Annotated in this window: 22 protein-coding genes; 9 read left to right on the top strand and 13 right to left on the bottom strand. The window is 53.1% G+C overall.

The window, feature by feature from the left end:
- Positions 1-80 precede the first annotated feature (80 nt).
- Positions 81-1,019, bottom strand: coding sequence for a malate dehydrogenase (mdh, locus tag ACLJR2_RS05170; RefSeq protein ID WP_000861586.1), 939 nt, complete (start codon positions 1,017-1,019; stop codon positions 81-83).
- A 414-nt stretch (positions 1,020-1,433) separates the two neighbouring features.
- On the opposite strand from mdh, the gene argR reads away from it, so the two are divergent.
- The 3 genes from argR to yhcN-B all read left to right on the top strand — a co-directional run bounded on the left by argR (position 1,434) and on the right by yhcN-B (position 2,902).
- Positions 1,434-1,904, top strand: coding sequence for a transcriptional regulator ArgR (argR, locus tag ACLJR2_RS05165; protein ID WP_001257852.1), 471 nt, complete (start codon positions 1,434-1,436; stop codon positions 1,902-1,904).
- Between the two features lie 364 nt (positions 1,905-2,268).
- On the top strand, positions 2,269-2,532 hold the full coding sequence (yhcN, locus tag ACLJR2_RS05160) for a peroxide/acid stress response protein YhcN (RefSeq protein WP_000695693.1): 264 nt from the start codon (positions 2,269-2,271) through the stop codon (positions 2,530-2,532).
- 103 nt (positions 2,533-2,635) lie between these two features.
- Positions 2,636-2,902 (top strand): DUF1471 family stress response protein YhcN-B, encoded by a 267-nt coding sequence (yhcN-B, locus tag ACLJR2_RS05155; protein ID WP_000853277.1) that lies wholly within the window; start codon positions 2,636-2,638, stop codon positions 2,900-2,902.
- A 59-nt stretch (positions 2,903-2,961) separates the two neighbouring features.
- Here the strand turns inward: yhcN-B and ACLJR2_RS05150 are convergent, their stop codons facing one another.
- From ACLJR2_RS05150 to aaeX, 4 genes are all read right to left on the bottom strand, one after another.
- The gene (locus ACLJR2_RS05150; RefSeq protein WP_001103887.1) at positions 2,962-3,234 is read right to left on the bottom strand and encodes a hypothetical protein; all 273 of its coding nucleotides are present in this window, start codon (positions 3,232-3,234) and stop codon (positions 2,962-2,964) included.
- Between the two features lie 171 nt (positions 3,235-3,405).
- Entirely contained in the window at positions 3,406-5,373 is a 1,968-nt protein-coding gene (aaeB, locus tag ACLJR2_RS05145) for a p-hydroxybenzoic acid efflux pump subunit AaeB (RefSeq protein ID WP_000510913.1), read from the bottom strand.
- Positions 5,374-5,378: 5 nt separating this feature from the next.
- Positions 5,379-6,311 carry a p-hydroxybenzoic acid efflux pump subunit AaeA gene (gene aaeA / locus ACLJR2_RS05140; RefSeq protein ID WP_000855138.1) on the bottom strand — a complete coding sequence of 311 codons (933 nt, stop codon included), beginning with the start codon at positions 6,309-6,311 and terminating at the stop codon, positions 5,379-5,381.
- A gap of 7 nt (positions 6,312-6,318) precedes the next feature.
- Positions 6,319-6,522: a p-hydroxybenzoic acid efflux pump operon protein AaeX gene (gene aaeX / locus ACLJR2_RS05135; RefSeq protein ID WP_000051840.1), complete on the bottom strand. Its 204-nt coding sequence runs from the start codon at positions 6,520-6,522 to the stop codon at positions 6,319-6,321.
- A gap of 181 nt (positions 6,523-6,703) precedes the next feature.
- On the opposite strand from aaeX, the gene aaeR reads away from it, so the two are divergent.
- Positions 6,704-7,633: an HTH-type transcriptional activator AaeR gene (gene aaeR / locus ACLJR2_RS05130; RefSeq protein WP_000440300.1), complete on the top strand. Its 930-nt coding sequence runs from the start codon at positions 6,704-6,706 to the stop codon at positions 7,631-7,633.
- A 122-nt stretch (positions 7,634-7,755) separates the two neighbouring features.
- Here aaeR and tldD read toward each other — a convergent pair whose 3' ends face one another.
- The 8 genes from tldD to csrD form a co-directional block, all read right to left on the bottom strand.
- Positions 7,756-9,201 (bottom strand): metalloprotease TldD, encoded by a 1,446-nt coding sequence (gene tldD / locus ACLJR2_RS05125; protein WP_000055932.1) that lies wholly within the window; start codon positions 9,199-9,201, stop codon positions 7,756-7,758.
- A 144-nt stretch (positions 9,202-9,345) separates the two neighbouring features.
- Complete coding sequence (yhdP, locus tag ACLJR2_RS05120; protein WP_001253499.1) at positions 9,346-13,146, bottom strand: AsmA2 domain-containing protein YhdP; 3,801 nt, start codon at positions 13,144-13,146, stop codon at positions 9,346-9,348.
- A gap of 110 nt (positions 13,147-13,256) precedes the next feature.
- Positions 13,257-14,726, bottom strand: coding sequence for a ribonuclease G (rng, locus tag ACLJR2_RS05115; protein WP_000123189.1), 1,470 nt, complete (start codon positions 14,724-14,726; stop codon positions 13,257-13,259).
- Positions 14,716-15,309: a Maf family protein gene (locus tag ACLJR2_RS05110; protein WP_000210306.1), complete on the bottom strand. Its 594-nt coding sequence runs from the start codon at positions 15,307-15,309 to the stop codon at positions 14,716-14,718. Before ACLJR2_RS05110 ends, rng begins: the two co-directional genes overlap by 11 nt.
- Positions 15,310-15,317: 8 nt before the next feature.
- Positions 15,318-15,806: a rod shape-determining protein MreD gene (gene mreD / locus ACLJR2_RS05105; protein ID WP_000179403.1), complete on the bottom strand. Its 489-nt coding sequence runs from the start codon at positions 15,804-15,806 to the stop codon at positions 15,318-15,320.
- Positions 15,807-15,808: 2 nt separating this feature from the next.
- Complete coding sequence (gene mreC / locus ACLJR2_RS05100; protein ID WP_000802538.1) at positions 15,809-16,861, bottom strand: rod shape-determining protein MreC; 1,053 nt, start codon at positions 16,859-16,861, stop codon at positions 15,809-15,811.
- Positions 16,862-16,925: 64 nt separating this feature from the next.
- Complete coding sequence (gene mreB, locus ACLJR2_RS05095) at positions 16,926-17,969, bottom strand: rod shape-determining protein MreB (protein WP_000913396.1); 1,044 nt, start codon at positions 17,967-17,969, stop codon at positions 16,926-16,928.
- 307 nt (positions 17,970-18,276) lie between these two features.
- On the bottom strand, positions 18,277-20,217 hold the full coding sequence (gene csrD / locus ACLJR2_RS05090) for an RNase E specificity factor CsrD (protein WP_001241381.1): 1,941 nt from the start codon (positions 20,215-20,217) through the stop codon (positions 18,277-18,279).
- A gap of 203 nt (positions 20,218-20,420) precedes the next feature.
- Here csrD and ACLJR2_RS05085 point away from each other — a divergent pair, with 203 nt between their 5' ends.
- The 5 genes from ACLJR2_RS05085 (at position 20,421) to accC (ending at position 25,335) form a co-directional block, all read left to right on the top strand.
- Entirely contained in the window at positions 20,421-21,395 is a 975-nt protein-coding gene (locus ACLJR2_RS05085; RefSeq protein WP_001148250.1) for an MDR family oxidoreductase, read from the top strand.
- A 112-nt stretch (positions 21,396-21,507) separates the two neighbouring features.
- Positions 21,508-22,512: a protein-methionine-sulfoxide reductase catalytic subunit MsrP gene (gene msrP, locus ACLJR2_RS05080; protein WP_000723876.1), complete on the top strand. Its 1,005-nt coding sequence runs from the start codon at positions 21,508-21,510 to the stop codon at positions 22,510-22,512.
- Entirely contained in the window at positions 22,513-23,112 is a 600-nt protein-coding gene (gene msrQ / locus ACLJR2_RS05075) for a protein-methionine-sulfoxide reductase heme-binding subunit MsrQ (RefSeq protein ID WP_001240053.1), read from the top strand.
- Positions 23,113-23,504: 392 nt separating this feature from the next.
- Positions 23,505-23,975 (top strand): acetyl-CoA carboxylase biotin carboxyl carrier protein, encoded by a 471-nt coding sequence (gene accB, locus ACLJR2_RS05070; protein ID WP_000354626.1) that lies wholly within the window; start codon positions 23,505-23,507, stop codon positions 23,973-23,975.
- Between the two features lie 10 nt (positions 23,976-23,985).
- Positions 23,986-25,335, top strand: coding sequence for an acetyl-CoA carboxylase biotin carboxylase subunit (gene accC, locus ACLJR2_RS05065; RefSeq protein WP_000884627.1), 1,350 nt, complete (start codon positions 23,986-23,988; stop codon positions 25,333-25,335).
- Positions 25,336-25,443: the final 108 nt, after the last annotated feature.

The following is a 25,443-nucleotide window of genomic DNA, read 5'->3' as shown; positions in this document are numbered from 1 at the left end:
ACAGATTTAGTACTTGATTTCGTGGCTTGTTTACAGTCAAAGAAGCCGGAGCAAAAGCCCCGGCATCGGGCAGGAACAGCTTATTTATTAATAAAATCTTCACCCAACTGAATATCTTTTTTCAGCGTATCCAGCATAGCGTCCAGCGAATGTTGCTCGAAAGCGCTCAGTGTGCCGATGGATTTACGCTCTTCTACACCGTTTTTACCCAGCAGCAGCGGCTGAGAGAAGAAACGGGCATACTGACCGTCGCCTTCCACATAGGCGCATTCCACCACGCCTTTTTCGCCCTGCAGAGCGCGAACCAGAGAAAGACCGAAACGCGCGGCAGCCTGGCCCATAGAGAGGGTTGCCGATCCGCCGCCGGCTTTCGCCTCGACGACTTCAGTACCGGCGTTCTGAATACGTTTAGTCAGCTCGGCCGCTTCTTGTTCGGTAAAACTTACGCCTGGAATCTGCGACAGCAGCGGCAGAATCGTCACGCCGGAGTGTCCGCCAATCACCGGAACTTCAACTTCCGTTGGCAGCTTACCTTTCAGCTCTGCGACAAAGGTATTAGAGCGGATGATATCCAGCGTGGTAACGCCAAACAGTTTGTTTTTGTCGTATACGCCTGCTTTTTTCAGCACTTCCGCCGCAATCGCAACGGTGGTGTTCACCGGGTTGGTGATAATGCCCACGCACGCTTTCGGGCAGGTTTTAGCGATCTGCTGCACCAGGTTTTTCACGATGCCAGCGTTAACGTTAAACAGGTCGGAACGGTCCATACCCGGCTTACGCGCCACACCCGCAGAAATCAGTACTACGTCAGCGCCTTCAAGCGCCGGGGTTGCGTCTTCACCGGAGAAACCTTTGATTTTTACAGCGGTGGGGATGTGGCTCAAATCAACGGCCACACCGGGAGTCACTGGAGCGATGTCGTACAGGGAGAGTTCTGAACCTGAAGGCAGTTGGTTTTTTAAAAGTAATGCCAGCGCCTGACCGATACCACCAGCAGCGCCGAGGACTGCGACTTTCATCCTAAACTCCTTATTATATGATTAGCTAAGTGTCTATTGCTCCGCGGCGGCGACCTTAATTCACAAATTCAATGATTACAATCCTCACTCATCAAGAATGCGGAGTCGCGCAATTTTGGCTTTTATGCATTTAATTTGCGTAATCCGGATCGACTGCAACCAGAGAGCAACGTTCCTACAGGTGGTGACAATATACCCTACTATCCTCTCAAAACAACATCATTTTGATAACAATTAATTTACTTTTAATCTTATTTGCGAGGCGTGACACAGGCATGTTTCTTGATAACGAAATTTGATAAAATTCCGCTCTTTCATAACATTATTTCAGCCTTAAACAAGGCAGACTGTTTGCATAAAAATTCATCTGTATGCACAATAATGTTGTTTCTACCGCCATATTACGGGTGACTTATGCGAAGCTCGGCTAAACAAGAAGAACTAGTAAGAGCGTTTAAAGCGCTCCTCAAAGAAGAAAAATTCAGCTCACAGGGCGAAATCGTCCTCGCGTTGCAGGATCAGGGCTTTGAAAATATCAATCAGTCCAAGGTCTCGCGCATGTTGACTAAGTTCGGCGCAGTGCGTACACGTAACGCAAAAATGGAAATGGTGTACTGTCTTCCGGCTGAACTGGGCGTCCCAACAACATCCAGTCCGTTGAAAAATCTGGTGCTGGATATCGACTATAACGACGCTGTCGTGGTGATTCATACCAGCCCCGGCGCGGCACAACTCATTGCACGCCTGCTGGATTCACTGGGGAAAGCAGAAGGTATTCTCGGCACGATTGCCGGCGACGATACTATCTTCACTACGCCTGCCAGCGGATTTTCCGTAAGAGATCTGTACGAAGCCATTCTGGAACTTTTTGAACAAGAGCTTTAGTCCCACTTCCTCCGTCGTCGTACGGCGGAGGCACCTTTTTGTCCTCTCCCCTCGCCGCTTTCCTGTACGGCTATCATTTGGCAAATCATGCCCTTAAACATTCACCATATGAATGACAAATCAAAAAAACGCACAAAATGTCAAATTTTTTAACCGATTGATTTTCTTTTATTTTTTAAATGACAGCGGCGAAAAACAGCAATTTTAATTCCATAACGTTATAAAAAATAAAATTTTTAATGTCTTTAAAAAGCAGAAACAATTAGTGTGGTATTAATTAATAGCGTGATTAGTGTATACTTAATTTTGTGATGAGGGTCACGAAACAAAGACCCCAGTAAAGGAATTCGACGAGGTAAAAATCATGAAAATCAAAACCACTGTTGCAACATTAAGTATTCTGTCCGTTCTCTCTTTTGGCGCTTTCGCCGCAGAACCTATCAGCGCAGAGCAAGCGCAAAACCGTGAAGCAATCGGATCGGTTTCAGTCAGCGCTATCGGCTCATCGCCTATGGATATGAACGCCATGCTGAGCAAAAAAGCGGATGAACAAGGCGCTACGGCCTACCACATTACCGAAGCGCGTAGCGGCAGCAACTGGCACGCCACTGCCGAACTGTACAAATAAAATTCACCTGCCATCGCATATAACGTGTCGTTACTTCGCGGAGATATCGCATAAGAAAAGCCCATTAATCCGCGAGGTTGACCCTGTAAAGGAATAAAAGACCATGAAAACGAAATACATTATCGCATCACTCGGCCTGGCCACTCTGCTCTCTTTCGGCGCAAATGCCGCAGTACACCAGGTCAACGCGGAACAGGCGCAGAATCTGCAACCGATGGGCACCATTTCCGTCTCGCAGATTGGCAGTACGCCAATGGATATGCGCCAGGAGATCGTCGCTAAAGCCGAAAAAGCAGGCGCTAATAGCTATCGCATCATCGAATTAAAAGAAGGTGATAACTGGCACGCCACCGCCGAGTTGTATAAGTAAACCCTCGTCGTCTAACCCGACGACTTGCCCCCGCCTGTCGGGGGCTTTTTTATGCTTTTTCAATGCCGGACATTAAACCGTAGCCGCCCCTCCAGCTCTTCTTCCGCTTCATCAAAGAGTAAAATCAGCGCCCCGTAGCGCCTGCGCAGTTTATCAGGCAGGTGAACGAACTCAATCTCTAGCGGTAGGGGTAAGATATCGCTCATTACCGCATCCCATAATGTATCAAGATCGCTTACTTTCTCACTGGCAAGACCAAACGTCTGCGTAAACTCGCGATAAAAATCGCTTTGGTTTTTAATATCATTAAAATCAAAAGTATAGACATTCATAGCCAGCCACCATCCCCGACAGACAATTGTCTGTTTTACTACTAAGCATCATTATGCAGAGGTTTCACTTCCAGAAACGCTTTTAGCCCCGGAGCACTCTTGCGCTGTTTTTGTATCTCAAATAAGTATAGTCATAAAAAAACCGACGCTTTTGGCATCGGTTCTTGTGGGTTAGCTATCGGTAAGCGCGTTCTGGTATTTATGTAACATGCCCGTCAGGCGTTTAACCGGTTCCGTCACCTGCGGCGGCGCCTCCCAGATACGTAATTTCTCCTGATAGATATCCAGCTCATCCAGCAACTGACCAAAGTAGCGTCGCCGTTTATCATCGCTTCCGGCGGAAATAACATGGTCTGCGGTACGACGAAGCTGACGGTGGAACACTGACAGATCTTCATTAACCGGTATCGGCGCGTCGCGCAGACGTTGATGAGCAATGATCATCGTTAGCGCCAGGCGAAACTTCGGCAAATCGCCAGGGAATTTATTCATCAGCAAAAAGAGTTGCTGATATAACGCAGGCAGGCGGTTTTCTTTACGACGTACCACGTTGGTCGTCATTGCCGAGACCGCAGCGGAAACAAACTGATTAAGCAGCACGCGACCGGTTCGATCTTTAGATTTATCACGCACCAGCAGGATGACGATAAACGCCAGCATACAGCCGACAATTTGCCCCAACGCGCTGTCGAGGAACTGGCTGAAATGGAACGTCATCGGATTATCCAACACAATAATGTTAATCGTACTGGCCAGCGCCCCCATCGACCCCAGACGCCGTTTCTGGACCTCAATGCCGATAAAGAACCCCAATACCGCCAGGCTCAAACATAACAACAGCATACTTTGCTGCGTATTGGGAATAATCACCAGGAAATAGAGCAATCCCAGCGGCAACGCCGCCAGAGTGCCATAAATAAAATCAATGCAGACCATGCGCGGATTGGGTAAACGCATCGCCAGCGAGGTCACCACAGCAATCATCACCATCGCGCCATTACCCGATGTCCAGCCGGTCCATAGCCAGAATAATGTCCCCAGAATGCAGGAAAGCGTGGTGCGCCAGAAGTTCACCATCGCATGGTGACGTTCAGCGGATTCCACTTTAACTACGGGCTCGCCTTGCAGGATCTCTTCTTCCGTCGCGCTGATTTTGGTGTTGCTGATCACGCCGCGTTTAAGCAGCAGATAGCGCGTCGCAGCGCCTACCCAGCTATAAAGCGTGACGGGCGTTTCGCGCTCACCGGTCCAGACAATGACACGCCGCATCCGTTTTAACTGCCTGTGGACGTCCTGTACCGTTTCAACCGGCGTCTCGAACAGCTCCCGGAATGTATCGGTAATCAGTTCCGGCCGCGTGTTTTGAATGAGATAAGTTTCACAGGATTGCGTAATCAGCGTGAGCGAAAGCGTATTCAACGCTTTCAGGCGGCGGTTAGCGCGTACCCAGCGCGAAGATTCCATATTCAGATTACTTCGCATTCCCTCCAGCGCCGCCGTGCGTCGCACCAGATCGCCCCAGGCGTTGTCGACTTCTTCGCTGTCGCCATGCTTAATACAAAGTTGCATTAGCTGATATTGCGCTACCAGTAAACTGTCCAGTTCGCGATCAACCTCCTGCTTTATCGATCGCGGCGAGAAAAGCAGATCCGCTAAAATAGCGCAGCCAATGCCGATGACGATTTCGCTACAGCGCTCAAGCGCAAATTGCGGCGTGAGCAGCGGCTCCGTCTGAATGGTAATCACAATAATCAGCGCAGTATAACCTGACAGTCCCCACGCATAAGAGTTTTCGATCCGTACTAAAGAGGAGATCCAGGTACAAAAACCGGCCCAGACACAGCACACCAGAATCATCAATAGCGGCGCGCGGATCATAGAGATAATAATGATAAGCGCGGCGATACAGCCAATAAACGTCCCGATAATACGCAACATTCCGCGATAACGGATAGCGCCGGAATAGGGTTCCCCGCCGGCGGCAAATGCCGGGCCTGCCGCCACGATCGCGGCGGTCAGCACCGCCCAACGCGGCGTCTCCAGTTGAAAATGGAAGCCGATAAATAATGCCAGCACAATGGCGCACGCCAGCTTTACCGCAAAACGAATGTGCTGGTTGGCAATGGAGAAAATGCCCATGACGATTAACCGAATTCGCGCAGCCGGTGCGCCAGTTTACGGAAGAAGGAGTCCTGGCTTGCGTCACGATCCTGCTTACCGGTGATCACGACGGTTGCCGTCGTACCGGCAGGCCACAAATTCCCCTGTTGCTCGTCGAGCCGGATGCGCACCGGGACACGCTGGGCCAGACGCACCCATTCGAGGTTAGAGTCTATCGTCGCCATCCCTTTCGCATCGCTGGTACTGCTGGCATTCGTTACCCCTGCCGCCACGCTATCGACGGTACCTTTTAATACCCGGTTGCTGCCAAGCGGCGTGATTTCGGCACGATATCCCGGACGCACGCCTTCCAGCTTGGTCTCTTCCATATAGGCCTGCACGTAAAAAGAGTTCTTTTTCACCAGGGCGACGGCTGTGGAACCGCGGGTAATAAATTCACCGGCATAAACATTGAGGTTAGTCACCCAGCCGTCGGCAGGCGCGCGAATGACGGTGCGTTCCAGATCGAGTTTAGCCAGATCGCGCGTCGCCTGGGCTTTAGCCAGTTGATGCAGTACAGTCTGCAAGACATTGTTCGCCTGATCGATCTCTTCCCGGGACATCGCCTGTACGCCGAGGCGATTACGGCGACTGGCTTCCTGGCGTTTTTCCTGCGCCAGGACCTGATAATAGGCTACATCAGCTTCCGCTTCCGCCAGCGCTTTTTGATAGCGTGGCTGATCGATGGTAAACAGAACCTGATCCTTTTTCACCAGTTGGTTATCATGCACGTTTACATGGGTAATCAGGCCCGCGACATCCGGGGCAATAGCGACGACATCGGCGCTAAAACGCGCATCGCGCGTCCAGGGAGATTCGGTGTAATACACCCAGGCGCGGAAAATGGCGATAAAGGCCAGAATAACCAGTACGAGGGTAATGGCCGTACGGGAGAGTTTTCTTGTTAGTGTTTTCACTTCAACCTCAAACGAACAGGCGCGATATTAAATAAAACAGACAACAATACAGCGCGGTATTGAACAGAGCCGGATGCCAGACAAAATCATAGATGCCCGTCGGCACAAGCATCCGACGCACCAGCCAAAAAATAGCCAGTGACAAAAGCAATTCGAAAAATATCGGTGGGAAGGAAAGACCAAACACCACGATAACGGGAAACAGACTCATGTTGACCTTGATTTCTGAGAGAGAGCAGGCGATAGATTGTTAAGCTACATCGCCGCAGAGAAGGGCAAGAGACGCCAGGCGAGAGCGACATAGCTCTTATTCGAATAATAGTATATTAACGTAATTGTTATGCTGTTATCTATATTATGTGATCTAAATCACTTTTAAGCCAGAGTGAATAATGGAACGATTAAAACGAATGTCGGTATTCGCCAAAGTTGTCGAGTTTGGCTCTTTTACCGCCGCAGCCAGACAGCTGCAAATGAGCGTATCGTCCATCAGCCAGACTGTGGCGAAACTGGAAGATGAGCTTCAGGTTAAATTGCTCAACCGCAGCACACGCAGCATTGGGCTCACCGAGGCTGGAAAAATCTATTATCAGGGCTGTCGTCGTATGCTGCATGAAGTGCAGGATGTTCACGAGCAGCTTTACGCTTTTAATAACACGCCTATCGGTACATTGCGTATCGGCTGTTCTTCAACCATGGCGCAAAATGTGCTGGCCGGGCTTACCGCAAAATTATTAAAAGAGTATCCCGGTCTGGCGGTCAATCTGGTGACAGGAATTCCGGCCCCGGATTTAATTGCCGACGGGCTGGACGTGGTGATCCGCGTGGGCGCGCTGCAAGACTCCAGCCTGTTTTCCCGTCGACTCGGTGCGATGCCGATGGTTGTGTGCGCCGCCAAGCCCTACCTCGCTCAGTACGGCGTCCCGGAAAAACCCGCCGATCTCAGTAGCCATTCCTGGCTGGAATATAGCGTGCGCCCGGATAATGAGTTTGAACTTATCGCGCCGGAAGGAATTTCTACCCGACTGATTCCACAGGGGCGGTTCGTCACTAACGATCCGATGACGCTGGTACGCTGGCTGACCGCCGGAACCGGAATCGCCTATGTGCCGCTGATGTGGGTGATCGATGAGATCAATCGTGGCGATCTGGAGATCCTGCTGCCTCGCTATCAGTCCGATCCTCGTCCGGTGTACGCGCTGTACACCGAAAAAGATAAGCTGCCGCTTAAAGTGCAGGTAGTGATTAACGCGTTAACTGACTATTTTGTCGATGTCGCACACCTGTTTCAGGGAATGCACGGGCGAGGGAAAGAAAAATAAAAACACCGGGTAATTGCTGAAGACGATTGTAGGTCAGATGCCACCCGACGCAGACATTGCCTGGTGGCGCTGCGCTTATCAGGCCTGGGCGGCACACACCACAGGCCTGATAAGGCGGACAGTTATGCGGTGCCGCCAACCGTCAGGTTATCGACTTTCAGCGTCGGCTGGCCTACGCCTACCGGCAGACTTTGCCCCTCTTTACCGCAAACCCCCACCCCGTTATCCAGCTTAAGGTCATTGCCGACCATGGAGATCTGTTGCATCGTTTCAATGCCTGATCCAATTAACGTCGCGCCCTTCACCGGCGTCGTGACTTTGCCGTTTTCAATCAGATACGCTTCCGAGGTAGAGAACACAAACTTGCCGGAGGTGATATCCACCTGACCGCCGCCAAAGTTAGGCGCATAGATGCCGTACTCAACGGATTCGATAATTTCCTGCGGCGTTGACTGCCCCGCCAACATATAGGTATTCGTCATACGCGGCATCGGCAGATGCGCATAAGATTCGCGACGCCCGTTACCGGTCGGCGCAGCGCCCATCAGGCGCGCGTTCAGCTTGTCCTGCATGTATCCTTTCAGCACGCCATTTTCAATCAATACGTTGTACTGGCCTGGCGTACCTTCATCATCGATAGCAACGGAGCCACGACGGTTCATCATTGTGCCGTCATCCACTACGGTGCAAAGCGCGGAGGCAACCTGCTCGCCGATCTGACCGCTAAACACAGATGTCCCACGACGGTTAAAATCACCTTCCAGCCCGTGACCGACCGCTTCGTGCAGCAATACGCCCGGCCACCCGGCGCCCAGAACCACCGGTAACGTCCCCGCTGGCGCAGCGACCGCGGAGAGATTAACCAGCGCCATGCGTACCGCTTCTTTCGCCCACGCGTCGGCGCGAACCTCGCCGTCGAGATCGGCAAGAAAATACTCATAACCAAAGCGACCGCCGCCGCCGCTGGCGCCGCGCTCGCGTTTACCGTCTTCTTCCACCTGCACGCTAACGGACAACCGCACCAGTGGACGGACATCCGCCGCCAGAGTCCCGTCGGTCGCCGCCACGAGGATTAATTCATATACGCCGGTCAGGCTGGCGTTAACTTCCTGTACGCGTTTATCGGCTTCTCGCGCCACTTTGTCAACGCGTCTGAGGATATCCAGCTTCTCTTCGCGGCTCATACTTTGCAGTGGATCAAGGGTGGTGTAGAGCGGCTGATGCGCTACGGCGGCGAGCGTTTTTACCTTGCCTTCGCCGTTATCGCGTACAATGGTTCGCGCTGCCTGCGCACTCTGCTCCAGCGCCAGGAGGCTTATCTGGTCAGCATAAGCAAAACCGGTTTTTTCGCCGCTAATGGCGCGAACGCCAACGCCCTGGTCGATATTATATGAACCATCTTTAATGATGCGGTCTTCTAAAACCCAGGATTCGTGATAGCTCGACTGAAAATAGAGGTCGCCATAATCAAGACGGCGTTCGGCCAGTTGGCCCAAAATAGCGAACAGATCCTGATGGTTCAGGCCATTCGCCGCTAGCAATTGTTCACTTACCAGGTTCAGACTCATCGTTTTTGCTACTCGTTGATTTCTGCCGGATGGCGGTTCACGCCTTATCCGGACTACGTTGTTAGATTGTACAAACCGGATAAACGCAGCGCCGTCCGGCATGACTATTTACTGAGAGTGGGGCAATTCCTCGCCCCCGTCAAATCATTGCTGGCTTTCTTTTATCGGTTGGCGCAGAACTTCGTTGATCTGCGGCGCATCGACCGGACCGGTAATGCGATATCGCAAAATGGAGACCTTGCTCCATAGCGGCCCCAACACTTTACTGGCGGCAAATACCGCCGCGCCGACAATCGGGTTAACGGCAAACGCGGCAGCTACGCCCACGGTGGCGGAAATTTCCGGCGCGACAACGGCCTCCATATCAAGACGACGACGCACCAGATCAACAGAACCTTTCATTGCAATATCCGCTTCCAGCCCATCCACCAGCGTATCGTCAGTATGCAGGACGCCATCTTTAATCCACGCGGTACTATGAATAGAGTCGAAATAGAAGCCCTCGCTAAAGGTATCTCTGAAGTCAAACCGCAGCTTACGCAGCAACGCATCAAAACTGAGCAGCCGCAGTAGCTGTCCGGCATGGCCGCTACTGAGATCAGTAAACTCGCCTTTACCCAGACGCGTGCGTAAAATCCCGTTGAGCGTGGCTTCATCAGGTTGCCAGGGCGGGTTTCGCCAGTGCAGATCGTAATCTACGTTAAAAGACGCGTTCTGGATTGGCGTCGAGATACCGAAGAACCCGGCAGCCGTGTCGAGGTTACTACCATGCAGACTACCTTTCAGCGAGGTTCGTTCATTACCCGGCGCATTCACCCACTCGCCGTTCGCTTTCAAACGGGCGAATCCGGTATCGATCAGGCCATTCGCCAGAGTCAGCGTATTGCCTTTGATGGCGAAATCGCCATCAATACGCCCATATTTTTGTCCCCACAGCCAGCACTCTTCGCAGCGAAGCTGTAAGTCCGGCCAGCCGCGGAAGCTAATCGTGTTCGCCGAAGCCAACGGCGATGTCGGCGTTGGTGACGAGGCGTGCGTTTTTGCGACGCCAGGGTTGTAATACAGGTACTTAATGTTCGCCAGCCACGGCGCATGGTTGCGCATGAGCAGCGTGGCGTTCACCTCACGGCCCTGCGCTTCAATTTTTGTTCCGTTCAGCGAGGGGGCTGAAACAACGCTCAAATTGTTCCACTGCTGGCCACCCAGCGATAGCGCGGGAGTACGCAACGTGACGCGTTGAGGAAACTCGGCCGAACTGCTCACGTTATCCGCCGCGCCTTTCTGGAATAACGCCAGCCACTGCGCGCCATCCAGCGCCGGCAGATTGAGCTCAACGCCTTGTTGAGCAGGTAATGGCGGAATCGTCCGGCTGTCCGTCGTCCAGATAGCCCGATCCAACGTCAGCTTCTGATTTAATAACCAGCGGCTGTTAAAGTGATTTTTACTCCCTGCGCTCCCCGTTAGCGCAAAACTTTTCAGGTTGCCGTCAGCCTGAATGTTCACCGGAATGGCTTCGCCTGCGGGTTTATTTAGCGGAGAAGGTAAGTGACTACTCACATTTCTCAGATCGCCGTTCAGCTCGATGTGATAAGTGGTGTCAGCGTGATATGGAAGATCGATGCCGACTTTACCATTCCACGTCACGCTGCCGCTCAGGGCGTCATTCAGTTGCGGCGGTAAGACGCCCATACGCGTTGGCTGCCAGTTACCGTTCAGGTTGACGGCGACCTGATAGGCTTTTGCCCCTTCCGTCGTACTGAAATCCAGGTTCAGCGGCTGATTAAACCAGTTTGCCGTCAGCGGCCCGCTTTTTAGCGCGCCATTCACAAAGCTGAATTTACCGTTCAGATTTTTGAGCGTGCTGTTTAGCGGCTTAATAAACAGACTGTTATTACGCAACGAGACATCACCCTCAGCGGTAACCTGTTCTCCGTCCAGCGGAATATCAAGATGTAAGCGAGCATTCACATCGCCATCTAACTGGAGCTCCGCCAGCGTCGAGCCAAGCGAGTCTTTTAGCGGCGTCTCGTCAAAATAAGGCCCAACGGCTTTTCCCGGCCCGTTAATATCGGCATCAATGAGCAGTTTCTCTTTGGAATAATCCGGAATCGCCGCCGCGAGTTTGCTGGCCTTCACCCCGCCCAAATCGACGCTATCCGAACGCATCCACAGACCGTCGTTCAGGAAATCCAGTTCAATGTTGAGATTTTTTAGCGCCGGCCAGTCGGGTTGAAAAGCAAACGTCGCATTGCGTAGCGGCACCAGCACTTCAAACTGACCTTCGTTATGCTTATAGGGAAAGAGGTGCGGGTTACCACCGTAAACCAACGTGGCGTTATCCGCCTCGCCGCCCTGAATCGCGCCGCTAAGGTAATCGACCAGCGCTTTGCCCATCAGGTTTTCCGGAAAATAGCGCCACGCCTGAGATCCATCGTCGGTACTGATTCCGGCCAGAATACCCAGCCACGGTTCGTCGCCCGTCGGTTGCAGATAGCGGAACCCGCCGCGCGCATGTACCGCCTTTGCTTTGACGTCAATGTCGCGGCCATCAAGCTGAAAGCCGTTCTCATTCTTCAACCAACTAAGCGTCGCGACGCCGTTTTCAATTTCCAGCGGCGCGCGAAAAACGGTTTCATAGGGCATTTTAGCCTGCTGCATCGCAACCTTCATCTGCCCGTCTTCTACGCTTCCCGCCAGCGTACCGGAAAAATGTTCCGCGCCGGGCAACAGCTTCCACTGTTTCCAGGCAAGATTTTCCCACGATGCCTGAAAACGCGTTTTTTCGGTCGCCTGTAGCGGAATATCCAGCGCCAGTGTGGCGATCTTTCCGCTCGGCTGCGTAGCCTGCCATATTTCGCCCAGCACAGGCGACAGTTTAGCCGCCAGCGGACGTAATGCTTCCAGCCCCGCCAGTTCAAGATTACTGGCGCGAATGCGTAGTTCATCGCTACGTGTGTGATTCTCGCCGCCGACGTCCTGCTGCGGGAGCCAGGCCACGGTTAAGGCTCCGCTCGGCCAAGGTTTACCATCAAGCGTAATCCGTGTGTCCGGAATATAAAACTGCCAGCCCGGCTGCTCGCGGCTAATCTGCGCCGTCAGGTTATCGACAGACAGCGTGTGCGTCGTGTTATCGCCCAGCCAGCTTGCGCCGCCCTGTTTCAGCCAGACGTCCCCTCCGGCGATTTCGCCTTTACTGAGCGTCATCCAGCCTTCCAGACTGAAACGCGCCGTCTGGAGCGCCACATTATCCTGCATCCATTTGCCCAGCCACGGCTTGACGTCAATATCGTCGGCCTGTAACCAGACTCTGCCGTTATTTAGCAAACCGTCGTCATCGCGTAAATCCATCCGCACCTGCATCACGCCGTGCTGCCCGGTCAGGCTGGAGAGGCTGACCTCGCCTTCGGCGCGGTGCCGCTCTTTGCCGTTTAGCCAGGTAAGCTGTGGGATCGCCAGCTCCGCGCGTTGTCCGGAAAGCGTCAGAAAACTGATTTGGCTATCGCGCAGATCGAAATGATCGAACTGCCGCAGGAAAAGATCGCTTAAACGGCTGGTTTCGATGCCTTCGCCGTCGCTGCTTTGAAGAGGCGTGTTGGTGCGGAAATTGAGTTGCCAGAAGGTCAGGTCGCGAAACTGCCAGCGCATATGCAACAGGCTTTGCCAGACGTCCAGCGCCAACGTAACGCGTTTTATCGACAGTTCGCCGCCATCTTTCAGGGCGGCATGAATATTATGCGCTTCCAGCGTAGGGCCAAAATTTTGCCAGCTTGCGGAGAGTTGGCTAGCGGCCACCGGCACGCCGGTCACAGACTCAATTTTATTCAGGATAGCTGGACGCCAGGCGTCAAGATGAGGCAACGCCAGGCGCAACCCGCTAACCAGCAGCGCTGCAATGACGATGAGCGCGGCTCCAGTGAGCAATAAAATCCCCGGCAATCGCCTCACGCGTCTCTCCTTGTCTGCCAAAAAATACGACTCACACCCCTTGAAGGTATATTGCCGGATGGCGGCGCTTGCGCCTTATCCGGCCTACATGCGCTGGTGCTACTACTCAATTACATCATTACGACGTCAAACTGCTCCTGGTTATAAAGCGGTTCGACCTGAACTTTAACCTGTTTGCCGACAAAGATTTCGACTTCCGCCAGCGCGTGTGATTCTTCGCCTTTCAGCGCTTCCGCCACCGCAGGAGAAGCATAAACCAGGAAGCGATCGGAGTCATAAGCGTGATGAACACGTACAATTTCACGCATGACCTCATAGCAGACGGTTTCCACCGTTTTTACCGTCCCGCGGCCATGACAGGTTGGACATTCGTTACAAAGCACATGTTCCACGCTTTCACGAGTCCGTTTACGGGTCATTTCCACCAGTCCCAGCGGCGAAAAACCGTTAATACTGGTTTTCACGCGATCCTTACTTAACGCCTGTTCCAGCGAATGCAGCACCCGGCGGCGATGATCTTCATTATTCATGTCGATAAAATCGATAATGATAATGCCGCCCAGATTACGCAGGCGTAGCTGGCGGGCAATGGCCTGAGTCGCTTCAATATTGGTATTAAAAATGGTGTCGTCGAGATTACGGTGTCCGACAAACGCGCCGGTATTGATATCTACCGTCGTCATCGCTTCGGTTTGGTCGATAATCAGATAACCGCCGGACTTGAGTTCAACCTTACGCTCCAGCGCGCGCTGGATCTCATTTTCCACGTCATAAAGATCGAAGATCGGCTGATGGCCACTGTAATGCTCCAGCTTACTGGTCATTTCCGGGATGTATTCTGCGGTAAACTCCAGCAGCGACTCATAGGTCAGACGTGAGTCGACGCGAATTCGGTCCAACTGCGCATCGGCGAAATCGCGCAGCACGCGCTGCGCCAGCGCCAGTTCGCCATACATCTGGTAGCGCGTTTGCGGACGCTTTTTGCGCTCCATGACTTTCGTCCAGACGCGCTTGAGATAGGCGGCGTCAGACGCGAGATCCTCTTCACACACGCCTTCCGCCGCGGTACGGATAATAAACCCGCCCTGTTCGTCGCAGTATTCCGCCACCACCTTTTTCAGGCGCTCGCGTTCACTTTCGCTTTCGATGCGCTGGGAAACGCCAACGTGTGACGCGCCGGGCATAAAAACAAGGTAACGGGAGGGCAACGTGATGTCCGTGGTCAAACGCGCGCCTTTCGTGCCGAGCGGATCTTTCACTACCTGCACCATCAGATCCTGTCCCTGACGCACCAGTTCGGAGATATCGCGCACGGTAAACTGTTTTTGCTCGTCGCCCGCCACGCATTCGGTATGCGGCATAATGTCGGAAGCATGAAGAAATGCGGCTTTATCCAGCCCAATATCTACAAAAGCCGCCTGCATACCTGGAAGTACACGACTTACACGACCTTTGTAGATATTGCCTACGATTCCGCGTCGCGCTTCGCGCTCAATATGGATTTCCTGAAGAATACCGCCATCAATGTACGCCACGCGCGTTTCCGATGGCGTTACGTTTACCAACAATTCAGCCGTCATGTTTATCCCTTTTATCACGCAGTGCGTTAAAATGACTCAACAACTCATACGTTTCAACCAGCGGTAAGCCGACCACGGCGTGATAGCTGCCATTTATCTTCCTGACAAAACAGCCACCCCGCCCCTGAATACCGTATGCACCTGCTTTATCTAAAGGCTCGCCGCTGGCGACATAGCCAGTAATATCCTGCGCAGAAAGCGTGCGGAAAGTCACCTCCGTTACCACCAGACAATCCAGCGTCTGCTGCGAGTCCGCAAGCGCAACAGCAGTCATCACCTGATGCGTATTTCCGGAAAGCAAACGCAGCATTTCTGCGGCATGAGCGGCGTCGCGCGGCTTTTCCAGCACCTCGCCGTTTAACACGACTATCGTATCCGCGCCCAACACCGGCAGATCACGGGGAACCAGCGCCACGCCAGCCTGCGCCTTTTCGCGCGCCAGCCGAACAACATACTGCTGCGCGCTTTCCTGAGCACGCCGTTGCTCTTCAATACCAGGCACGACCTGCTCGAATGAAAATCCAAGTTGAGTCAATAATTCCTGGCGACGCGGGGAACCGGAAGCAAGATACAGAGTTGTCATATCGACCTTTATTGCACAGCAAACTGCTGGCGTACTTTACGCATCAGCAAAAAGAGCCAGGGCCACAGCACGCCATTGACTACACTACTCCAGAACACTTCCGGTCTGAAAGAGACGTTGATCACTAAAAACTCGGCCCAGAAAACAATAATGTCCACGGCCAGTGAAAGCAACATTACCACCAGCGCCTGCTGCCAGAGCGCCAGGTTACGGAAGAGCTGGAATTTCAGAGCGACCAGGTAGGCGACAATACTCATCGACAGAGCGCGCACGCCAAGTGTGGAACCGCTGATGAGATCAAGTATGGCACCCATCACAAATCCCGTCCCCACATTTACGCGGTGCGGCAGGGCCAGAATCCAGTACAGTAAGATGAGCAAAACCCAGTTTGGCCGGAAAACAATGATGTCGTCCGGCCAGGGCATGATTTGCAACAACAGCGCAATAAGAAACGAGAGCCAGATAACCCAGCGCCCCTGGCTACGATAGCTCGCCACTATTACCCTCCCGGCGCACGCGCAGGCGGCGTGGTCGCGCCCGAAGGCGATGGTTGCGTTGATACCGGCGCAGTCTGGCCCGCAGATGGCTGAGTAATCCCCGTCGCCGGGTCCGGCACTGGCGCCGGCGGCCCCATCGCATCCGGAGAAGGCAACACCTGCGGCATCATCTGCATCAGGCGCTCATTGGCGACGCGGTGAACCTCTTCCGGCGTCATCGGATTGGCGCCGTTACGATCGGCTCCCCACAACAGCAGCAGATAGCGTAAACGCTGCAAACCCGCGGTTGGACGTGCCTGAATGACGGTATAGGCGCGCTGAGTGTCCAGCTTGACGGAGGAGACCACCGCCACCGGATACCCTTCCGGGAAACGCCCGCCAAGTCCGGACGTTACCAGCACATCGCCAACGCGAATATCGGTATTGGCGGGCAGATGTTCAAGCTGAAGATCGTCAGTACAGCCGTTACCGGCGGCAATCACGCGGATGTCATTGCGCAGTACCTGAATCGGCAGCGCATGAGTCGCATCGCAAATCAGCAACACGCGGCTGGTCAGTTTCGCCACGGCGACAACCTGCCCTACGACACCTTTGTCGCTAATGACCGGTTGACCTTCATATACGCCATTAACGCTGCCTTTATCGATAACGACCTGATCGCTGTAAGGATCGTTAACCGTTGAAATAACCTGCGTCACCATTTTCTGCTCGTCCTGACGCAGCGGCGACCCCAGCAGCTCGCGCAACCGCGCGTTCTCCTGTTTGTACTGCCCCAGCATCAGCAGGTCGCTGTTTTTTAGCAGTAATTCCTGGCGCAGCGCCCGGTTTTCCAGCTCAAGCTGGTCGCGAGAAGCCAGCGTTTGCGACACGCTGTCGAGCAGTTCACGAGGGCCGTTTGAAATAAAATAGAAAGGACTGACGGCAGTGTCCATGTACGTTCGGATTTGACTGAACGTCCCCAGGCGGCTGTCGGCAATGATAACGCCGAGCGCCACCAGCACCGCCAGAATAAGGCGAATCTGTAGCGACGGGCCACGGCTAAAAATTGGCTTCATAGGCTATGCGTATTCTCGCGTCGGAGAGGCAGGACAATCCAGGGATAATCCTGCCCGTATCCAACTACTCTTCGCTGAACAGGTCGCCGCCGTGCATATCGATCATTTCCAGCGCCTTGCCGCCGCCGCGCGCCACACAGGTCAGCGGATCTTCAGCAACCACGACAGGAATGCCCGTCTCTTCCATTAACAGACGGTCAAGGTTACGCAGCAGCGCGCCGCCGCCGGTGAGCACCATACCGCGCTCGGAGATGTCTGACGCCAGCTCCGGCGGACACTGTTCCAGCGCCACCATTACCGCGCTGACGATACCGGTCAACGGTTCCTGCAACGCTTCCAGAATCTCGTTTGAGTTCAGGGTAAAGCCGCGTGGAACGCCTTCCGCCAGGTTACGGCCACGCACTTCGATCTCGCGGACTTCGTCGCCCGGATAAGCGGAACCGATTTCGTGTTTAATACGTTCTGCGGTGGCTTCACCAATCAGAGAACCGTAGTTACGACGAACGTAATTAATGATGGCTTCGTCGAAGCGGTCACCACCAATACGGACAGAAGAAGAGTAAACCACGCCGTTCAGGGAGATAACGGCAACTTCAGTGGTACCACCACCGATATCCACAACCATTGAACCGGTTGCTTCAGAAACTGGCAGACCTGCGCCGATCGCGGCCGCCATCGGCTCTTCGATCAAAAAGACTTCACGGGCGCCTGCGCCCTGAGCGGATTCACGAATCGCGCGGCGTTCTACCTGCGTCGCGCCGACCGGCACGCATACCAGTACGCGCGGGCTTGGGCGCATAAAGCTGTTGCTGTGCACTTGTTTAATAAAGTGCTGGAGCATTTTTTCGGTCACAAAGAAGTCAGCGATAACGCCGTCTTTCATCGGACGGATCGCAGCGATATTGCCCGGCGTACGGCCCAGCATCTGCTTCGCATCATGACCGACTGCAGCCACGCTTTTCGGCGAACCGGCACGATCCTGACGAATGGCCACAACGGAAGGCTCATTCAATACGATGCCTTGTCCTTTTACATAAATGAGGGTATTCGCGGTACCCAGGTCAATGGACAGGTCATTGGAAAACATGCCACGAAATTTTTTCAACATACTAAGGGATAATCCTGAAAGCTGGGGCGGAAAACAAAATCCGCTTACTTTACCAACCACACGCAGCAGCGACAAGGCGCAAAAATCATCTGCTACGGTGAAAATTAGTGCAGTTCGTTTCCTTTGTTACAAATCTCGGCCTGAGTCCCTCAGGGCTGAAAAAATCAGCAGCAATCCTCGCCTTCGTTTGCAACCTGTCAAAGGTCATTCACCTGCATATTTGCTGCAACAATCTGGCGAGCAGACAAGCACACCCCCATGAGGCGCAGCGCGCGTTATTCTACGTGAAAACAAATTAAACGGCAGGTTAAACCGAGTATCTTTGCGAATATTTTTTCACGTTTGTGTCAAGTAGTTGGGAGGAGGCAAAAAAATCACCCTGCCCGCCAGCCACGCCGCGTTTTGTCAGCGTCTGCCACTCGCCGCGCGAACGGACGCCCGTCGCGTAAACCTGCGTAGGCGTACCCGCGCAGGCCTCTACCAGACTTTGAACCAGAAGCTGGTTTTCCGTTCGCTTCTCAATGTTTCTGACCAGACTCGGATGCAGCTTGAGTAATTCCACATTGAGCGCTTTAATCCAGCTCGTGCTAACCAGCGTCAAACCCGCCTGTGTCACCGCCACCCGAACGCCAAGCGCATTGACTAAGCGAAGGATGGGTTGTAACCGGCTGATGTGTTGACAAACATCTGCCTCCGCAAGTTCAATAATTATGCGATTTCGCTGTGATTTTTCACACTGCATTAACGTATCGCGCAACCAGCGCTGAAAACGCGGACGAATCAGCGACTCAACCGTCAACTGCATTGCCAGATTTTCATCCGGCCAGTAGCCCAGCAACGTAATCAGGCGGCTAATTTGTAATCTGTCATACTCTTCCGATAAACCAAATTGCAACACCATCGGCATATACTCCGCCGAGCTCACCTCTTCTTTACCGTCATAGATGCGACACATCAATTCCCGATGATGTACGCGACCTTCTCGCGTGACCGCCGGTTTTTGATAAAGTCGCGGTCCGCCCCGGTTCAGCATCTGCTCAATCAATGTGCGCCAGCGCACATTGCCGCGCCCTTTTTCCGGCAGAGTGTCGTCGTAGATAGCCCAGCTATTTCCCCCCTGCAGGGCGGCATTCCGCGCCGCGGCTTCAGCATGTTCCATCACCTGCTCGGTGGACTGTCCGCTGCGCCAGGCGCAAATGCCGATATGTACCATATCGTCACGATCGAGCATTTTGTTAGCCGGTAGCGCATCGACAGCTTTTAAAAGTTGTCCGGCAATACTTTCCGCTTCTTTCAGCGTTCTATGCGGTAGCAGCACGGCAAAGTCGCTGCGGTGATAACGCGCCAGCAGCGAACCTGGGTAACGCATAATAAATGTCGATAGCAGATTGATAAGCATAAACATCTGCTCTTCCGCCTGATTGCCTCCCAGGCTGTCGCGCAGAAGATTGAAGTCTGGCAAGCGGATCATCATCACCACGCCATGCACTCCCACTTTTTCCTGATCTTCCAGCAGCGTCGCCAGTTGGTTATCAAAGAACAGACGGTTACCGAGTCCGGTTTTGGTGTCCTGCGCGGCGTAGGAGCGAATGAGGGTGTCCAGGCGACTACGCTGTTCGTGAGCAAACTGAATTTCGGAAAGCAATACATCAAGCGCGCTACTGGTGCGCGCTGGCCATTCGTAAACAGAACCGCGGACATTCGCCCCACGTTCGCCGTTCAGAATACGCGTGGAGCGAATTTCCAGAAGCTCTTGCCCGGAAAGCTGCCGCTGCAGCCAGCGCACCGATAAAAACAAAATCAGAACGATAAAACCGATCGCCAGCGTCAGCGGCGCCGTGGTGATCAGTGAGTGAAAATAGTTACCCATCGGGTCCTGATAAACCAGACGTAGCGACATTCCTGGATGTTTTATCAGCGGTACGACCAGCTCGCGATACATGTCGCTGGTGCCGGCTGGCCGATAACCTCTGGCACGAGAATGGCTGTAGACGCTGCGCTCCCCCTGCAACAGATCGACACGCACAATATCGGAAGCGATCATGAGTTCGTCAATTTGCGGCGTCAGCGAGACAATATCATGGGTCACCAGGTGCGTATCAATGGCTGTCGCCGTCGCCTGCACACGGCTGACATACTTATACTGTACGGCGTTATAAAAGCTTAGCGAGCAACCTATCAGAGTCACGAAGATCGTTAACCCCGTGAGCAGCGTGATAAAAGCTGAGAATTTCGTCGTTAATCGCATCCTTGAGTTAACTCCGACGGTTATAAACAGTATGAAAAAGCGAATCTGAAGGCGGAATTCGCCACGGCGCGCAATGAAGCAGGCATACTACCAAAATGGATCTATCTGGCAATTTATTGCGTTGCATCGGCATCACGTTTTAATTAGCGAGTATAGTCTTCGTAGCTATTTTTCCAATCTACCATGTAAAGTGAGGACAGGTTATGCAGGCGTTGATCTTAGAACAGCAGGACGGTAAAACCCTCGCATCCGTGCAACATCTCGAAGAGAGTCAACTGCCGGCAGGTGATGTGACGGTGGATGTCCACTGGTCCAGCCTGAATTATAAAGATGCTCTGGCTATCACCGGAAAAGGGAAAATTATCCGTCATTTTCCGATGATTCCTGGTATTGATTTCGCCGGCACCGTTCACGCAAGCGAAGATCCTCGCTTTCATGCAGGCCAGGAAGTACTACTGACTGGCTGGGGCGTGGGCGAAAACCACTGGGGCGGCCTGGCCGAACGCACACGCGTTAAAGGCGACTGGCTGGTCGCGCTGCCTGCGGGACTGAGCAGCCGTAACGCCATGATCATCGGCACCGCCGGTTTTACCGCCATGCTGTGCGTCATGGCGCTTGAAGATGCAGGTATTCGCCCGCAAGACGGTGAGGTTGTCGTCACCGGCGCCAGCGGCGGCGTGGGCAGCACTGCCGTTGCATTACTGCATAAGCTGGGCTATCAGGTTGCAGCAGTATCAGGACGTGAAAGCACCCACGGCTATCTTAAGAGCCTGGGAGCTAACCGTATTCTCAGCCGCGATGAGTTTGCTGAATCTCGCCCGTTGGAAAAACAGCTGTGGGCCGGTGCAATTGATACCGTTGGCGATAAAGTGCTGGCGAAAGTCCTGGCACAGATGAACTATGGCGGTTGTGTGGCCGCCTGCGGCCTGGCGGGCGGCTTCGCGCTGCCGACCACCGTTATGCCATTCATTCTGCGTAATGTGCGTTTGCAAGGGGTGGACTCGGTGATGACCCCACCGGCACGTCGCGCAGAAGCCTGGGCGCGTTTGGTTAAGGATCTGCCGGAATCATTCTATGCTCAGGCCGCCACAGAGATTACGCTGGCGGATGCGCCGAAGTTCGCCGATGCCATCATCAATAATCAGGTTCAGGGCCGTACGCTGGTGAAGATAAAATAACGTCACGTATAAAAAAATTTACACTTAATTAACTATTTATTTTTACACATTGACACACTCCCTGTCATATTCACTACACGCCATGTTGTGGTGGGTAGACCGGGAGTCTGTGATGAAAAAGATACGTCCATTAACAGAAGCCGATGTGACTGCGGAATCGGCTTTTTTTATGCAGCGCCGACAGGTGCTAAAAGCATTAGGCATCAGCGCGGCCGCCTTATCCTTACCCTCAACGGCGCAGGCCGATCTCTTCAGTTGGTTTAAAGGCAACGATCGTCCGAAAGCGCCTGCCGGTAAACCGCTTGAGTTTAGTCAGCCTGCCGCCTGGCGAAGCGATTTAGCGTTAACGCCGGAAGATAAGGTGACGGGCTACAACAATTTCTATGAGTTTGGCCTTGATAAAGCCGACCCGGCGGCCAATGCCGGAAGTCTGAAAACCGAACCGTGGACGTTGAAAATCAGCGGGGAAGTCGCGAAGCCATTTACGCTGGATTACGACGATTTAACACATCGTTTCCCATTAGAAGAGCGTATCTATCGAATGCGCTGCGTCGAAGCGTGGTCCATGGTCGTGCCGTGGATTGGTTTCCCTTTATATAAGCTACTCGCGCAGGCACAGCCCACCAGCCACGCTAAATATGTGGCATTCGAAACGCTATACGCGCCGGATGATATGCCAGGACAGAAAGATCGCTTTATTGGCGGCGGACTGAAATACCCTTATGTCGAAGGGCTACGTCTGGACGAAGCCATGCATCCGCTGACTCTGATGACCGTTGGCGTCTATGGTAAGGCGTTACCCCCGCAAAACGGCGCGCCTATTCGACTCATCGTTCCATGGAAGTATGGTTTTAAAGGTATTAAATCTATTGTCAGCATTAAACTCACCCGCGAACGTCCGCCAACCACCTGGAATTTGTCGGCTCCCAACGAATATGGTTTTTATGCCAATGTGAACCCGCATGTGGATCATCCACGCTGGTCTCAGGCTACCGAACGCTTTATTGGTTCAGGCGGTATCCTCGATGTACAAAGACAGCCGACGCTGCTGTTTAACGGCTACGCCAATGAAGTCGCTTCGCTGTATCGCGGTCTCAATTTGCGGGAGAATTTTTAAGTGCGTCTGACAGCAAAACAGATAACCTGGCTAAAAGTTTGTCTGCATCTTGCCGGTTTTTTGCCGCTTCTGTGGCTCTTTTGGGCGATAAATCACGGTGGACTCAGCGCAGACCCGGTAAAGGATATCCAACACTTTACCGGCAGAACCGCGCTCAAATTTTTGCTCGCCACCTTGCTGGTTTCACCGCTGGCGCGCTACGCTAAACAGCCATTATTGATACGCACACGCCGCCTGTTAGGATTATGGTGTTTCGTTTGGGCTACGCTGCATTTAACCAGCTATGCCTTACTGGAACTGGGGATACATAACCTGGCGTTGTTAGGAAGCGAGTTGATTTCACGCCCTTATTTGACGCTTGGGATCATTAGCTGGCTGGTGTTATTGGCGCTGACGTTGACCTCAACGCAATTTGCGCAGCGTAAATTGGGCAAACGCTGGCAAACACTGCATAACGTCGTCTATCTTGTCGCGATCCTGGCTCCCATACATTACCTGTGGTCGGTAAAGATTTTATCACCACAACCGGTCATCTACGCGGCATTAGCGTTAGCCCTTTTAGCGTTGCGTTATCGGAAGTTTCGCCAGTGGTGGCGCTAGTTTGGTGAACTGTGCGGTCGATTGCAAAACGCAAAACAGGTAATGTCCTTTTTATGTTTCGGGTTGATTATCTTCCCTGATAAGACCAGTATTTAGCTGCCAATTGCGACGAAATAGTTATAATGTGCGACTTTACATTGCCCAACGGCGATTTTCGTTCGCAGAAAGGGTGACAATCGAGCAATGAAGGTATATTTTGTTTTTTGCCCGAAAATGGCAGAAGATAGCCACACAATGACTGGCAAATCATGAATTTCACCTTCGGGTGCTACGGCATAACAGGCAAATCAAAGATGCGCGGTATTTTACCCGCGGCAGTCATTCACATGCTTTACAGACGGCGCTAAAACGCCTGTCACAATCACACTAAACAAAGAGTACGGAACCCACTCATGGATATTCGTAAGATTAAAAAACTGATCGAGCTGGTTGAAGAATCAGGTATCTCCGAACTGGAAATTTCTGAAGGCGAAGAATCTGTTCGCATCAGCCGCACAACGGCAAACGCCGGTTTTCCGGTGATGCAGCAGGCTTATGCGGCGCCGATGATGCAGCAACCCGCTCTGTCTAACGCTGTCGCGCCAGCGGCTACTCCAGCAATGGAAGCGCCTGCCGCAGCGGAAATCAGTGGTCACATCGTACGCTCCCCAATGGTTGGTACTTTCTACCGCACCCCAAGCCCGGACGCGAAAGCGTTCATCGAAGTGGGCCAGAAAGTGAACGTGGGCGATACCCTGTGCATCGTTGAAGCCATGAAAATGATGAACCAGATCGAAGCTGACAAAGCAGGTACTGTGAAAGCGATTCTGGTCGAAAGTGGTCAACCGGTAGAATTTGACGAGCCACTGGTCGTCATCGAGTAACGAGGCGAACATGTTGGATAAAATTGTCATCGCCAACCGCGGCGAGATCGCACTACGTATTCTTCGAGCCTGTAAAGAACTCGGCATCAAGACCGTCGCTGTGCACTCAAGCGCGGATCGCGATTTAAAACACGTATTGCTGGCGGATGAGACGGTCTGTATTGGCCCGGCACCGTCCGTAAAAAGTTATCTGAACATCCCGGCTATCATTAGCGCCGCTGAAATCACCGGCGCGGTGGCAATCCACCCGGGTTACGGCTTCCTTTCTGAGAACGCCAATTTTGCCGAGCAGGTTGAACGCTCCGGCTTTATCTTTATCGGCCCGAAAGCGGACACCATCCGCCTGATGGGCGATAAAGTGTCCGCGATTACCGCGATGAAAAAAGCGGGCGTGCCGACCGTACCAGGATCTGACGGCCCGCTGGGCGACGATATGAATGCGAACCGCGCTCATGCCAAACGTATTGGCTATCCGGTGATCATCAAAGCGTCCGGTGGCGGCGGCGGCCGCGGTATGCGCGTGGTTCGTAGCGATGCTGAACTGGCGCAGTCCATCTCCATGACTAAAGCGGAAGCGAAAGCGGCTTTCAGCAACGACATGGTATACATGGAAAAATACCTGGAAAATCCACGCCACATCGAAATTCAGGTGCTGGCGGACGGCCAGGGCAACGCTATCTATCTGGCGGAACGCGACTGTTCCATGCAGCGTCGCCACCAGAAAGTGGTTGAAGAAGCCCCGGCGCCAGGCATTACGCCGGAACTGCGTCGCTATATCGGCGAACGCTGCGCGAAAGCGTGCGTAGACATCGGCTATCGCGGCGCAGGGACGTTCGAATTCCTGTTCGAAAACGGCGAGTTCTATTTCATCGAAATGAACACCCGTATTCAGGTTGAACACCCGGTGACTGAAATGATTACCGGCGTCGATTTGATCAAAGAGCAGTTGCGCATCGCGGCGGGTCAGCCGCTGTCGATCACACAGGACGAAGTTGTCGTTCGAGGCCATGCGGTAGAATGCCGTATCAATGCCGAAGATCCGAACACCTTCCTGCCAAGCCCTGGCAAAATCACGCGCTTCCATGCGCCTGGCGGCTTTGGCGTTCGCTGGGAATCTCATATCTACGCGGGCTACACGGTGCCGCCGTACTATGATTCCATGATCGGCAAACTCATCTGCTACGGTGAAAACCGCGACGTGGCGATTGCCCGTATGAAAAATGCCCTGCAGGAACTGATTATCGATGGTATCAAAACCAATATCGATCTGCAGACCCGCATCATGAATGACGAGCACTTCCAGCACGGTGGAACCAACATCCACTATCTGGAGAAAAAACTCGGTCTTCAGGAAAAGTAATCGCACGTTAATCTCAAAAGGCCGGTGAATCCGGCCTTTTTTATTTCTGGGGATAGCGATGCCCCATCATGTACAATTCCCGCTTTCTTCACCCATAAGGGACAAAAA

The organism is Salmonella sp. SAL03688 (assembly GCF_046551895.1).
GTDB classification, from domain to species: Bacteria; Pseudomonadota; Gammaproteobacteria; order Enterobacterales; family Enterobacteriaceae; genus Salmonella; species Salmonella enterica.
The sequence above is the reverse complement of the archived record's forward strand: the minus strand, read 5'-3'. Positions and strand labels throughout refer to the sequence as shown.

Coding starts and splice junctions, on each gene's coding strand:
- mdh (WP_000861586.1), bottom strand. CDS start 1,019: ATGAAAGTCGCAGTCCTCGGCGCTGCTGGTGGTATCGGTCAGGCGCTG.
- argR (WP_001257852.1), top strand. CDS start 1,434: ATGCGAAGCTCGGCTAAACAAGAAGAACTAGTAAGAGCGTTTAAAGCG.
- yhcN (WP_000695693.1), top strand. CDS start 2,269: ATGAAAATCAAAACCACTGTTGCAACATTAAGTATTCTGTCCGTTCTC.
- yhcN-B (WP_000853277.1), top strand. CDS start 2,636: ATGAAAACGAAATACATTATCGCATCACTCGGCCTGGCCACTCTGCTC.
- ACLJR2_RS05150 (WP_001103887.1), bottom strand. CDS start 3,234: ATGAATGTCTATACTTTTGATTTTAATGATATTAAAAACCAAAGCGAT.
- aaeB (WP_000510913.1), bottom strand. CDS start 5,373: ATGGGCATTTTCTCCATTGCCAACCAGCACATTCGTTTTGCGGTAAAG.
- aaeX (WP_000051840.1), bottom strand. CDS start 6,522: ATGAGTCTGTTTCCCGTTATCGTGGTGTTTGGTCTTTCCTTCCCACCG.
- aaeR (WP_000440300.1), top strand. CDS start 6,704: ATGGAACGATTAAAACGAATGTCGGTATTCGCCAAAGTTGTCGAGTTT.
- tldD (WP_000055932.1), bottom strand. CDS start 9,201: ATGAGTCTGAACCTGGTAAGTGAACAATTGCTAGCGGCGAATGGCCTG.
- rng (WP_000123189.1), bottom strand. CDS start 14,726: ATGACGGCTGAATTGTTGGTAAACGTAACGCCATCGGAAACGCGCGTG.
- ACLJR2_RS05110 (WP_000210306.1), bottom strand. CDS start 15,309: ATGACAACTCTGTATCTTGCTTCCGGTTCCCCGCGTCGCCAGGAATTA.
- mreC (WP_000802538.1), bottom strand. CDS start 16,861: ATGAAGCCAATTTTTAGCCGTGGCCCGTCGCTACAGATTCGCCTTATT.
- mreB (WP_000913396.1), bottom strand. CDS start 17,969: ATGTTGAAAAAATTTCGTGGCATGTTTTCCAATGACCTGTCCATTGAC.
- csrD (WP_001241381.1), bottom strand. CDS start 20,217: ATGCGATTAACGACGAAATTCTCAGCTTTTATCACGCTGCTCACGGGG.
- ACLJR2_RS05085 (WP_001148250.1), top strand. CDS start 20,421: ATGCAGGCGTTGATCTTAGAACAGCAGGACGGTAAAACCCTCGCATCC.
- msrP (WP_000723876.1), top strand. CDS start 21,508: ATGAAAAAGATACGTCCATTAACAGAAGCCGATGTGACTGCGGAATCG.
- accB (WP_000354626.1), top strand. CDS start 23,505: ATGGATATTCGTAAGATTAAAAAACTGATCGAGCTGGTTGAAGAATCA.
- accC (WP_000884627.1), top strand. CDS start 23,986: ATGTTGGATAAAATTGTCATCGCCAACCGCGGCGAGATCGCACTACGT.